Source organism: Diaphorobacter sp. J5-51, from assembly GCF_001023515.1.
GTDB classification, from domain to species: domain Bacteria; phylum Pseudomonadota; class Gammaproteobacteria; order Burkholderiales; family Burkholderiaceae_C; genus Diaphorobacter; species Diaphorobacter nitroreducens.
Genome location: NZ_JSYI01000005.1, coordinates 73,806 through 85,683, shown reverse-complemented (window position 1 = coordinate 85,683; position 11,878 = coordinate 73,806). Strand labels below are relative to the sequence as shown.

Genomic DNA, 11,878 nt, shown 5'->3' with positions numbered 1-11,878 from the left:
CTCTCGGCGCCGTCAAGCTGGCAGGACATTCCTGGGACTTTAGGACATGTTCCCGCAGCCCGGCCTGATCATCGCCGTCACGGCCATGCACCATGGCCTGACGGTCGTGACGCGCGATACGGGCGGCTATGACAAGACAGGGGTGGCCTTGGTCAATCCTTGGCAGGAATTGGCATAGCCCCGTAGCTTCCGGCATGACCTGAAGGGGGCATGCGCAGTGCAAATAGGAAAGAGGAAAGAGGAAAGAGGAAAGAGGAAAGGCCTTGGTTTTTGACCAGGGCCTTTCGTTTTGTCTGCTACTCTTTCAGTAGCTATATGCGCAGGATATACAAGGGCTTGCGGCGATTTTCATGCAGAAATCGCCGCCGCCGTGCGTCAGGCGGGCAGCGCCACCAGCGGGTTGCCGAACATCGGGTCGTCCTTCTTCGAGGCCAGCGCCTTCGCCAGATCGAGGCCCAGCGCCTTGGCCACGCCTGCGCCGTAGGCCGGGTCGGCCGCGTTGCAGTTGCGGATGTGGCGGAACTTGATGAACTCCGGCGCGTCGCCCATGGCGCGGGCGGTGTTGCCGAACAGGGCTTCCTGCTGCGCGGGGCTCATCAGGCGGAACAGCTTGCCCGGCTGCTCGAAGTAGTTGCTGTCGTCCTCGTGGAAGCTCCAGTGCTTGGCTTCGCCGGTGATCTTCAGCGGCGGCTCGGCAAATTCGGGCTGGCCCTGCCACTGGCCGAAGCTGTTGGGCTCGTAGTGCGGCAGGCCGCCGTAGTTGCCATCGACACGGCCGGTGCCGTCGCGGTGGTTGCTGTGCACCGGGCAGCGCGCCTGGTTCACCGGAATCTGGTGGTAGTTGGCGCCCAGGCGGTAGCGCTGCGCGTCGGCGTAGTTGAACAGGCGCGCCTGCAGCATCTTGTCGGGGCTGGCGCCAATGCCGGGCACCAGGTTGCTGGGGGAGAAGGCGGCCTGCTCGACGTCGGCAAAGAAGTTCTCGGGGTTCTTGTTCAGCTCGAACTCGCCGACCTCGATCAGCGGGTAGTCGCCCTTGTACCAGACCTTGGTCAGGTCGAACGGGTGCAGGTGGTACTTCTCGGCATCGGCCTCGGGCATGATCTGCACGTACATCTTCCACTTGGGGAAGTCGCCGCGCTCGATGGCCTCGTACAGGTCGCGCTGGTGGCTTTCGCGGTCCTTGCCGACCAGGGCCTCGGCCTCGGCGTCGGTCAGGTTCTTGATGCCCTGCTGGGTGCGGAAGTGCATCTTGACCCAGAAGCGCTCGCCGTCCTTGTTCCAGAAGCTGTAGGTGTGCGAGCTGAAGCCGTGCATGTGGCGGTAGCTGGCCGGAATGCCGCGGTCGCTCATGACCACGGTGACCTGGTGCAGCGCCTCGGGGATCAGCGTCCACCAGTCCCAGTTGTTGGTGGCGCTGCGCAGGTTGGTGCGCGGGTCGCGCTTGACGGCCCTGTTCAGGTCGGGGAACTGGCGCGCGTCGCGGATGAAGAACACCGGCGTGTTGTTGCCGACCATGTCCCAGTTGCCTTCCTCGGTGTAGAACTTCAGCGCGAAGCCACGGATGTCGCGCTCGGCGTCGGCCGCGCCGCGCTCACCGGCCACGGCGGTGAAGCGGGCGAACATCTCGGTCTTCTTGCCCACCGTCTCGAAAATCTTGGCGCGGGAGTATTTGGTGATGTCGTTCGTCACGGTGAAGGCGCCGAAGGCGCCCGAGCCCTTGGCGTGCATGCGGCGCTCGGGGATGACTTCGCGCACGAAACCGGCCAGCTTCTCGTTCAGCCACACGTCCTGCGCCAGCAGCGGGCCGCGCGGGCCGGCCGTGAGGCTGTTGCGGTTGGTGGGCACGGGGGCGCCGAAGTCGGTCGTCAGGTGGGTGACGGGGCATTTCTTGCTGTCGTTGCTCATTGCGTACTCCTGCGTTGGGTGGGGAGGGGAAACTTGCGGCGAATGATAAGAAGACTCTGGGCGTTTGTGGAAACCAATAGTTCTTATGTCCGCGATAGCGATTTCGGATGGGCGGCCCGTGTTCTCACACGGCGGCCAGCCCCGCCGCATGGCCGCGCGTGAAGGCTTCCTCGAACACCGAATAGCCCGACCAGTCCGCATGCGCGAACAGCAGGCGCTGCGTGCCCGGCGTGGGCGGCACGGGAACACGCTCTCCATTTAATAGCTGGTAGCGCTTGCCAGACAAGCGCGAGAGGCCGATTTGGCTCAAAAAAGCCTGCGTGCCCGGTACGGGGATGGACATGGCATGGCCGTAGCGTGTGATCTCCATGCGCGTGGCGCGCTCGGGCAGGTCCGGGTGGGGTACGGCCAGGGCCGCCAGAATGGCGCTGCGCCAGTGCGTCCAGGGTTGCTCTGCCAGCTGCTGGCGGGCGCCCGGCACGTCGCCCAGCGCCTGGTAGTAGGTGAGCACCGTGGGGCCGCTGGCGGCGGCGCGCGGGTCCAGGCGCTGGTGGCCGGCATGCACGTAACCCAGCCCGCCGGGCACGGGGTCGGCATAGAGCACGTTGTCCCACGCGGGCGCGGCGCCCTCGCGGTCGGCCAGCGGCGCGCTCACATGGATATTGGCCACCAGCCACGGCGCCCACTGCAGGCGGCGCGCGGCCTGGGCAAGGAAGTCCGGCGCAGGCTGCACCACGCGCGCGGCGACGTACACCGGCAGCGCCACGATGCAGCGGCGCGCCTGCCAGCGCTCGATGCTGTCGGTGGCATGCAGGTACACATCCACCTCCACGCCGCGGCGCGTCTCGGCGATGCGCAGCACGCTGGCGCCGGTGCGCAACTGACCGCCCTGCACCAGCGGCGCGGCCAGGCGCTGGGTGAGCCAGCCGTTGCCCTCGGGCCAGGTGAGCACGCCTTCGCGCTCATCGCCGGCATCGGCCTCCAGGCCCGGGGCATGGAAGCCGTGGCGGCTGGCGAAGTAGTGGATGCCTGCCCAGGCCGAGACGCGCGCCGTGCCGGCGCCATAGTCGTCACGGCAGCAGTAGTCCAGGTACCAACGCAGGTGGGGGTCATCCAGGCCCTGCTGCGCCAGCCACGCATCGAAAGTCATAGCATCCAGCGCTTGATGGGCGGGCGCCAACGGCTTATTGGGCGCCCAACTCTTGAGCACCGGCATGGTGAAGCGCACGCCGCGCGAAAGCGCGGCCACCTGCTCGGCAAAGCGCCGGTACTGCGCCAGCGTGGACTCCCCCACCCCGGCGACGGGCAGCAGGCCCTCCTGCCAGTGGCCCTGGAAGTAGAGGCGCTCCTGCGGGCTGTGGCTCAGGTGGCGTTCGTCATACCGCCAGCGGCCAGCCACGCGCTGGCGCAGGCCCAGCTCCTCCAGCAGGTCCTGCACCTCGCGCGCATGCTCGCCGGGCACGGGCAGGTAATGCGCGCCCAGCGGGCAGGCAATGCCGTTCACGCTGCCGGCGCGGCTGTTGCCGCCGGGCTGGTCCTCCATCTCCAGGCACTGGAAATCATCCACACCCGCCAGGCGCAGCGCACGCGCGGCCGCCAGCCCGGCCACCCCGCCACCGGCGATCACCACCTGGGTGCGGCGCACGATGTCGGGCGTGTAGGGCGCGCCCTCGGCCAGCCGGTCGCGCAGCGCATGGCCGCGCGCCATGTCGATGCCGGTGTAACCGCCCAGCACGTCGGCCGGCGCAGGCTTGTCGCAGCCGGACAGGCCGAGCCCCGCGGCCAGGGCGGCGCCGGCCTGCAGCAACTGGCGCCGGCGGTGAGAGAAAGGAGTGTGGGCGGGGTGGGACATGGGCCGCCCACTGTACGGCATCGGCCCCGGCCGGGTTCGTCAGACACCGCCGACAGGGGCAAGGGCGGGGCAGGGTCGTCCCGCAGCATCGGCCCAGGGATCAGTGGGCGACCTGGCCCCACTCCTGTTCGTAGGTGTGCACCAGCACCTGGTTGGACAGGCGGTTGACCTCGGCGGGCACGCGCGCCATGTCCCGCGGGAAGTCGAACAGCAGGGGCAGCGCGGCCGCGTCCAGGAAGCGCAGCCCCGCGGGCAGCTCGGCCGGCACGCGCCAGGGGCGGCGGCTGGCGATGACGAAGCCCCACTCGCCAAAGCTCGGCACATGCGCGTGGTAGGGCCGCGCCTGCAGGCCCACGGACTCGATGGTCGTGACCACCGTCCAGAAGCTCCTGCGCGCCACCAGCGGCGAGGTCGTCTGCACCACCGCATAGCCGCTGGCGGCCAGGCGCTGGTCCAGCAGCGCGTAGAAGCTGTTGGTGTAGAGCTTGCCGATGGCGAAGTTGGTGGGGTCGGGAAAGTCCACCACGATCACGTCATAGGTGTCATCTCCCTGTTGCAGCCACTGGAAGGCATCGGTGTTGACGATGGTGAGCTTGCGTGACGCCAGCGCATCGCCGTTCAGCTGCCGCAGCGTGGGGTGGCTGCCGAAGAGCTGCGTCATCGCCGGGTCCAGCTCGACCAGCGTGACCGACTCCACCGAGGGGTACTTGAGCACCTCGCGCACGGCCATGCCGTCGCCGCCGCCCAGCACCGCCACGCGCTTCGGATGACCGTGCGCGGCCATCACGGGGTGCACCAGGGCCTCGTGGTAGCGGTATTCGTCGCGCTCGGCGAACTGCAGGTTGCCGTTCAGGTACAGGCGATGCCCCGCGCGCCCGTGCGTGACCACGATGCGCTGGTAGGGCGAGGCGCTGCTGAGCACGATGCGGTCCTGGTAGAACTTGTCCTCGGCGAAGCGGGTGATGTGCTCGGCCCCCAGCAGCCCCGCCAGCAGGGCCGCCAGCACCAGCGCACAGGCCAGCGCGTGCGCGCCAAAGCGCCGCAGCTCATGCCGGAACAGCCACAGCGCCCACACGGCCACGGCCGCGTTCATGAAGCCGAACAGCAGCCCCGTGCGCACCAGCCCCAGTTGCGGCACCAGCAGCAGCGGAAACGCCAGCGACACCGCCAGCGCGCCAAGATAGTCGAAGGTGAGCACCTGGCTCACCAGGTCCTTGAGCTGCACATTGCGCTTGAGGATGCGCATGACCAGCGGGATCTCCAAGCCCACCAGCGTGCCCACCAGCAGCACCATGCCGTACAGCAGCACGCGGAAGGCGCTAGGCACGTAGGCATTGGCCAGGAACAGCACGGCAGGCAGCGCCCCGCCGATAAGCGCCACCAGCAACTCGATGCGCAGGAAATGCGCGGGCAACTGCCGCTCGAAGTAACGCGACAGCCACGAGCCTACGCCCATGGCGAACAAATAGGTGCCGATGACGGTGGAGAACTGCAGCACCGAATCGCCCAGCACATACGACGCCAGCGCCCCGGCCGCCAGCTCGTACAGCAGCCCGCAAGCGGCGATCACGAACACGCTGGCGAGCAGCGCGATGTCGATGGGGCGGGGGCCCGGCAGGGGTACGGCCGGGGTTGTGATGCCAGGGGCGCCGCCAGGAGTGCTCATGCCAGCGCCGTGTCCAGTTGCTGCGCCAAGCCTTCGATGGTTAGCCAGCCAAACACCGCGCGGGCGCCGCTGGTGCGCGCCCACAGCTCTCCGACCTGGCGTTTCTCGATTTCGTAAGGGTCGTTCAGCAGGTGCGCGCCTTTGAACTCCAGCAGTGCCACGCGCCCGTCCACCAGCTCGGCCACGAAGTCGGCATAAAAGCGCCCGCGCGAGGTGGGCAGGCCAAAGCCGCAGGGCGCGGTGTCCAGGTTGCGCACCCAGTGGCGCACCTTCGGGTGGCGGTCGATGAGCTGCGCACACTGGAACTCTTGGCCACCGTCTTTCAGGTCGGCCAGCACCGGGAAGTAATGCTTGCTGAACTGGTAGCGCCCACCGTAGCGCGAGGCCACGGGCGCGGGATAGCGGCCCGGCTCGAACACATGCGGGTGCGCCCAATCGGGCTCGATCAGCCATGCACCGCCATCCCCCAGACCCAGCACCTGTTGCTGAAAGGCACGCCGCGTGGCTGCGTCGCGCAAGTCACCCACATGAGCCTCGATGGCGCGCGCCAGCCTGAAGCGCGCCTGCGCCAGCACCACCAGCGGCACGCCGCAGCCGTGCAGTTGGTGGTTCACCACGGCAGCCAGGTAGGCGCGGCGCTGGCTCTGCGTGAGCCCGGCCAGTTCAGGTGCCTTGAACAGGGACTGGTCCAGCCAGCCCACCAAGGTGTCGGCATCAATGCTGCTGCTTTCCCAGTCCATTGCCATTTGGGCGCTGCCCGCGGAGCGCAGCGCCACGCGGGCGCCGTCCATGCCGATCTCGAAAATGTCCGATTCCTGCGCCACCTGAAAGCTGGGCAACTGCACCGCCTGCGGCGCCAGCAGGTCCAGCTCTACGGCGTCCAGCACCGCCTCACGCTCTAGCGGCCACAGGGGGGCTTGCGCATCCAGCCGATAGCCCAGCGTGGGCAGCGGCGCAAAGGGCACGCTGCGCGATGCGGGCGCTGCCTGCGCCGCCACCAGCGCGTTGTGCTGCGCCACCTGCTCGCGCACCTGCTCTTGCTTCTTGGCGCCGCGCACCTGGGCCAGCAGCAGCGCTTCGGTGTCTTGGCTGATGTGGCCGGTGACCACCACCTGTGCGACGCCCGCCACCGCACGCTGCTGCACGCCGGGCACGGCCAGCAGTTCGGGGGTGGCAGCAATGGATTCAAAATTTGTAGCTATTGGCGCTTGCTGGACGCGCGCTAGAGCGTGATTTGGCTCTAAATCATTGCCCCACAGCGGCAGGCTGCTCGGTGGCGCGATCATGCTCGCCACATCCAGCGCCTCAAAACCCATGTGCTCGATCAGCCGATCCGCCAGCGCATGCGCGGCTTGTGAGAACTCCGCCGCGCACACATGGGCGTAGGCGCGGTTGAGCGCCTCGCGCCCCCGGCGCGCGGCGTAGGGCATGCGCAGCACGCGGCCCAGCAGTTGCTCCACCGCCGTGGCGCTGCTCAGTTTCTGCAGGCTGCACAGCACATAGGCAAACGGGCAGTCCCAGCCCTCGCGCAGCGCCTGCACGGTGATGACGTAGCGCACCGGGCAGTCGCGCGCCGCCAGGGGGATGTCATCCAGACCACGCTCCTTGCCGGTGGCCACGACCACCTGATGGGCCGGCAGCTTCAGTTCATCGACCAGATAATCGCGCAGCTTTTCGGGCGGCATTTCTTCGCCCGCGTTCTGGGCCTGAAAGAGCACGATGGGCCGCACATAGCCCGCGCCCGCCGCCTCGTCCTTCAGTGCCTCGGCCTCCAGCTTGCGCTGGGTTTGCACCGCGCCGAATACGGCGGCGGGCCAGCCCTCGGGGTGCTCGGCCAGTACGATGGGCAGCTTGATCATGTCCTCGGCCGCGAGCTCCTGCGCACTGACGTGGTACAGCACGTTGGTCTTGGCGGCAATGGGCGTGGCCGTCAGCTCCAGGATGAACGAGGGGTTGAGCCGCTGCAGCGCCGTGAAGCTCTTGTCCGTCTTGGCGGTGTGCGCCTCGTCCACGATGAGGAGGGGCTGGTGCAGCGCCAGCCAGTTGGCCAGGCTCCAGCGCGGCTGGCCCGCAAAGCCTGCCAGCACGCCGGTGGCGTCGCGCTCCACATCCCCGGGCGTCACCAGCGCGTCGGGCAGCTCGCGCAGGCGGCCCAGCGCCCGCTCGTCCACGCCCCTGAAATGCGGCTCGAAACTTTCTGAAAAGCTGTACACGTTGCGCTGGCCCGCATCCTCGATGCGAAAGCTCTGGATCGACGCCACCACCACCACGGCGTTGCGCCCCCACTCGGGCGGGGCAATCTGGGCCACGTCTTCTAGCACGCACACGCGCAGCCCCTCACCGTAGGCATCGGCCAGCGCAGCGCGGTAGGGGTGGCCGGGCGTCTGCAGGGCCTTGAGCGTTTGCTGGCGGATGGCATCACTGGGCACCAGCCAGACGGTCACCGGCGCATCCACCGCCGCCCACTCGCGCGCCAAGAGCGGCACGGCATGCGCGGCCAGCACCGTCTTGCCACCGCCCGTGGGGATGCGCAGGCACACGCAGGGCAGATCGTCGCCAAACGCCCCCGCGTGCCAAGGGCGCCCCGTCTGTTCTCTGAACGCGCTCGCCGGTCCCTTGACCCGCGCTGCGCGAGCGAAGGCTGCCAGAGTGTCGAGCGCGGCTTGCTGGTAGGTCTTGAGGGAGATGGGGGGCATGGATTGGGAAGGATTGGGGAGGATTGGGGTCAAAACCCCAATGCAAGCCATTGATTTGAAAGAAGCTTTCTAAGCGATCGAGGCAAGTTGTTTGGGTTTATTGGGGTTTATTGGGGTTTGTTTGTCGCGTCATCCGACACCAGCGCCCACAGGGCCGCCTTGGTGGGCCCTCCAATATTCCGGATACGCCCCTCTTTGGACATTTCCTTGAGCAAGGCCTTGATGTACGCCTTGCGCTGGGCCAGTTCCGGAATCCACAGTTGCAGCTTGGGCAAGAGCAGTTCATCAACTTTTGCACGCGGCTGCGGTCCCATGGCGAGCAACTTGCACACAGCGGCCTTGTAGTCGTCGGCGTCAGGGCGGCGCTGGTTCAGATACGCCACCTCCTGCCCCGTCGCCACAGCCAACTGAGCCGATATGTACAGCTTGGGGCTTCGCCCCTCAATCAAGCCCGCCCGCCGTAACTCCGCCACCTGCGCAGCATCGAGCTTGCGTTTTTTCTGCACCCGGTCGAGCCAAAGCACATGCTCGATGGGCAGGTCGGTGCGCTCCATCAACCAGTGGCTGTAGTTCTCGTCGATCTCCTGACCATAGACGTTGAAAACGGTGCGCAGAGGGGATGACCCTTCATAGTCCGGCAGCGGCAAGAAACGCCGCCGCTGCGCTAGCACCATGTCGTGGATGCCGAAGCCCACCTTGTCGATCATGCCCACTTCGGCCATGGCTTTGGCCAGGCGCTCGTTGCGGTAGCGCTCCGGCGTTCGCGCCCCGCTGGCGTACTCGTCGGGCTGTCCGTCAAAGAAACCGCCCAGGTTGATCATGCGCACCAGCCCGGCCGACTCCTCCACGACGACACGCCCACATTGTGCGTAATCTTGGTGCGCCAGGCAGTTGTGCAAACCTTCGAGCAACACAGTGTTCGTGTCGTAGCGCGGCAAAGTCACCGCCAAAAGTTCATTGGCCGGGAACAGCTTGATATTAGGGTTCCGCACGCGCAACGCTACCTCGGTAGTGGTGAGCAAAAACGGCGGGTGGAAATGCTCTGCCACCCTTTCGGCAGCCACCTTCCAGGTGATCTCGACGGGATGAGGCGAAAGCAGTGCCATGGCGCTTTCGCGGCGCCCCAGCAGCAGCAAGCCAGCACGCGTAATCCGCCCGTGGATCGTCAAGCCAATCTTGTCTAAGAGCTTCTCGGCGCTCCACTGCGACACCTGCGCAGCCCAGGGTTCGCGTTGGTGTTTCTCAAAGTATTTTTCGCGCGCCTTGGCAATAGCGGCTTCGTCAAGGTCGTCCAGCGTGGCATCGGGAACCACGGCCGCACTCCAATCCTCGCCCGCTAGATTCTCAGCCAAGATGGCACGCCGCCGTTCTTCGCGAAGTTCCACCAGGCTGTCGCCATCGCGCTGCCATGCTTTATCGTGCGCTAGCACCAGTTCGCGCGGAGCATGGCGCGGCACGTGCACCAGCCACACCACTGCGCCCGTATCCCCTGCGCGCAGTTCCTGCACATGCAGCCCCATTGACGGCAAGCCAGGCGTTTTGCCCAACACCCGGTGCACCACGTTCTCCGCGGTGTAACCGGCAAAATCCCGAATGCCGGTCGGTGTGAGCGTTTTGTCCTGTGCTCCAATCACCACGCAGCCACCGTCCATATTGGCTAAGGCACTGATGTAGGACACCAAGTCATCGCCCTTGCGCCCCGAGATGTTCGACTTGAGTGAATGCCATTCTTTCCACTCGTGGCGTTCGTTCTCACGGGGAAACTGGGCACGCAACCAGCGCTGAAGTTCTGCCGCTGTGTCGAATTCCTGCATGGCATTCACCTCGCCTTCACGTCATACGGAATGTGCTTGAACGTCACCCGCGCACGCGCCAGCGTCTCGGGGCCCAGGCGGTTGGCCTCGCCATAGACCACCAGCGGGGCGTCGGGATGGGGCGTAGCGGCGTGCAGTTGCAAGAGTGCATCGAGGACGGCGCGCGTGAGCACATTGCCGCTGGCCGGGCGCTTGTCGCCCAGGATGCCGTTGAAGAGCAGGTAGTAGGCCGTGCGGCTGCGCAGCACCAGCTCGGGAGGCTCGGTTTCAGGTGGAATTGCGGCCTCGGGTGCATCAGGCAAGCGCGAGAAGCTATCAAAAACAGAGTGCGTACCGAGCCAGGGCGTGCCCGCCTGGCCGTTGGCGGAGTCGAAGGCGGTGCCCGTCTCCTGTTGCCAGACAAAAGCCGCCAGCGTGGCGAAGCGTACCTCGGGGTGGATGCAGCCTTGTGCGTCAAAAACGGGAGCACCCAGGCGGGCGAAGCGAAAGCCGCCGCCGCCCTGCCAGCCCACCGCCTGGCTGATACCGCCCTGTTCGCCCGCCAGGACTTTTTGCAGGCGCGGCAGGCAGTGCGTGGCGGCGTGCTCGCCCATTTCGATGCCGATCCAGCGGCGGCCCATCTTGTGCGCCACGGCGGCCGTGGTGCCGGAGCCGAGGAAGCTGTCGAGAACCAGGTCGCCGGGGTTGGATGCGATATGGAGGATACGTTGGAGCAGCCGCTCGGGTTTGGGGGTGCCGAAACTGGTGTCGCCTCCGAAAAGGGTATTGGCTTCCTTCTTGGCTTCGTCTGTGTGACCAACCTCTTCCGATGGCCACCATGTCCAAGGAGCCAGTCCCGGAACTTCGGAGAGGTAGCGAATGATGTTGGGCTGCGCATCCCCGTTCTTGCCGAAGTAGATCCTGCCCTCGCCAAGCAGACGCTCGTAGGTTGCTCTGGCGATGCCCCAGCAACGTCCTTCTGGCGGGTAAAACGATTTGCCGCTGGGCGTGATGACCTCGTAGAACTGTTCGGGTGTGGCATGACCTGCTTGAGCCGTCATCGGCACCGGCCGCCAACGTCCTTTGGGGTCGTTGTTGGGGTTGCGATAGACCTTGGCCTGCTCCTCATTCATGGGAACCAGATTGCGCTCACGTTTGAAGCGCTCAGGACTGCGCGCATAGACATGCAGGTAGTCATGCACATCGCCAATGGCTTCGCGGTTCTCGCGTGAATAGCGCTTTTGCCAAACACAACTCGCCACAAAATTCCTTCGCCCAAACACCTCATCCATCAACACCTTGAGGTAATGCCCCTCGTTGTCGTCAATGGTCACCCAGATCGAGCCATCCTCACGCAGCAGCTCGCGCAGCAATTGCAGGCGCGGCAGCATCATCGACAGCCACTGCGAATGCTCCAGGTTGTCGTCGTAATGCTCAAAGGCGCTTTGGGTGTTGTAGGGAGGGTCGATGAAGATGCATTTCACCTGGCCCCGGTAAAACGGCAGCAGTGCCTTGAGCGCTTCGAGGTTGTCGCCCTGAATCAGCAGGTTGTCATGGGCTTGGTGCTGGTTCCCGTGGGTTGAAACGGTGTCCAGCAGCCGGTAGGGCACCTGGGCGGCGGTGGTGAAGGCGGTGGAGCGGTTGAGCCAGTCGAGGGTGGGCATATCAGGCAGTCAAAGGCCCGCAGCGGGGGGCGCAAGGCAAGCCCGCTATTGTGGTGCAGGCATTGCCCGGCCCGAGCCTTCAGTGAATGGCCGCCGCCACGATGATGCTGATGCCCAGGCACATGGCGGCCACCACCATCGCCAGGGCGCGGTTCTGCTTTTCCACGATCTCGGCCCACAGGTCGGTGGGCGTGATCTTGTCGATCAGCCAGAAGCACAGCCAGAAGATGACCACGCCGATCAGCGCGTAGAGGATGGACCCGAGGAAGGCCGCGGGCCGGAGCCATTCGATTCCCATCATG

At 66.1% G+C, this 11,878-nt stretch carries 8 protein-coding genes; 1 reads left to right on the top strand and 7 read right to left on the bottom strand.

From position 1 onward, the window contains the following. Positions 1-46 precede the first annotated feature (46 nt). The gene (locus OX89_RS19255; protein WP_255352779.1) at positions 47-178 is read left to right on the top strand and encodes a hypothetical protein; all 132 of its coding nucleotides are present in this window, start codon (positions 47-49) and stop codon (positions 176-178) included. Positions 179-375: 197 nt separating this feature from the next. Here OX89_RS19255 and OX89_RS01145 read toward each other — a convergent pair whose 3' ends face one another. From OX89_RS01145 to OX89_RS01115, 7 genes are all read right to left on the bottom strand, one after another. Beyond that, entirely contained in the window at positions 376-1,905 is a 1,530-nt protein-coding gene (locus OX89_RS01145; protein WP_047349244.1) for a catalase, read from the bottom strand. A gap of 124 nt (positions 1,906-2,029) precedes the next feature. Further along, positions 2,030-3,757 carry an FAD-dependent oxidoreductase gene (locus tag OX89_RS01140; RefSeq protein WP_234305466.1) on the bottom strand — a complete coding sequence of 576 codons (1,728 nt, stop codon included), beginning with the start codon at positions 3,755-3,757 and terminating at the stop codon, positions 2,030-2,032. 100 nt (positions 3,758-3,857) lie between these two features. Then, complete coding sequence (locus tag OX89_RS01135; RefSeq protein ID WP_047349243.1) at positions 3,858-5,423, bottom strand: polyamine aminopropyltransferase; 1,566 nt, start codon at positions 5,421-5,423, stop codon at positions 3,858-3,860. Then, positions 5,420-8,119, bottom strand: coding sequence for a DEAD/DEAH box helicase (locus OX89_RS01130; RefSeq protein WP_047349242.1), 2,700 nt, complete (start codon positions 8,117-8,119; stop codon positions 5,420-5,422). Before OX89_RS01130 ends, OX89_RS01135 begins: the two co-directional genes overlap by 4 nt. Positions 8,120-8,226: 107 nt before the next feature. After that, a complete protein-coding gene (locus tag OX89_RS01125) occupies positions 8,227-9,933 on the bottom strand; it encodes an RNA-binding domain-containing protein (RefSeq protein WP_047349266.1) in 1,707 nt (568 codons plus the stop codon). A gap of 5 nt (positions 9,934-9,938) precedes the next feature. Continuing rightward, entirely contained in the window at positions 9,939-11,576 is a 1,638-nt protein-coding gene (locus tag OX89_RS01120) for a site-specific DNA-methyltransferase (RefSeq protein WP_047349241.1), read from the bottom strand. A gap of 79 nt (positions 11,577-11,655) precedes the next feature. Then, positions 11,656-11,877: a DUF350 domain-containing protein gene (locus OX89_RS01115; RefSeq protein ID WP_015914656.1), complete on the bottom strand. Its 222-nt coding sequence runs from the start codon at positions 11,875-11,877 to the stop codon at positions 11,656-11,658. Position 11,878: the final 1 nt, after the last annotated feature.

Excerpts from the sequence above, each read along its gene's own strand:
- OX89_RS19255 (WP_255352779.1), top strand. The coding sequence starts at position 47 with ATGTTCCCGCAGCCCGGCCTGATCATCGCCGTCACGGCCATGCACCAT.
- OX89_RS01145 (WP_047349244.1), bottom strand. The coding sequence starts at position 1,905 with ATGAGCAACGACAGCAAGAAATGCCCCGTCACCCACCTGACGACCGAC.
- OX89_RS01140 (WP_234305466.1), bottom strand. The coding sequence starts at position 3,757 with ATGTCCCACCCCGCCCACACTCCTTTCTCTCACCGCCGGCGCCAGTTG.
- OX89_RS01135 (WP_047349243.1), bottom strand. The coding sequence starts at position 5,423 with ATGAGCACTCCTGGCGGCGCCCCTGGCATCACAACCCCGGCCGTACCC.
- OX89_RS01130 (WP_047349242.1), bottom strand. The coding sequence starts at position 8,119 with ATGCCCCCCATCTCCCTCAAGACCTACCAGCAAGCCGCGCTCGACACT.
- OX89_RS01125 (WP_047349266.1), bottom strand. The coding sequence starts at position 9,933 with ATGCAGGAATTCGACACAGCGGCAGAACTTCAGCGCTGGTTGCGTGCC.
- OX89_RS01120 (WP_047349241.1), bottom strand. The coding sequence starts at position 11,576 with ATGCCCACCCTCGACTGGCTCAACCGCTCCACCGCCTTCACCACCGCC.
- OX89_RS01115 (WP_015914656.1), bottom strand. The coding sequence starts at position 11,877 with ATGATGGGAATCGAATGGCTCCGGCCCGCGGCCTTCCTCGGGTCCATC.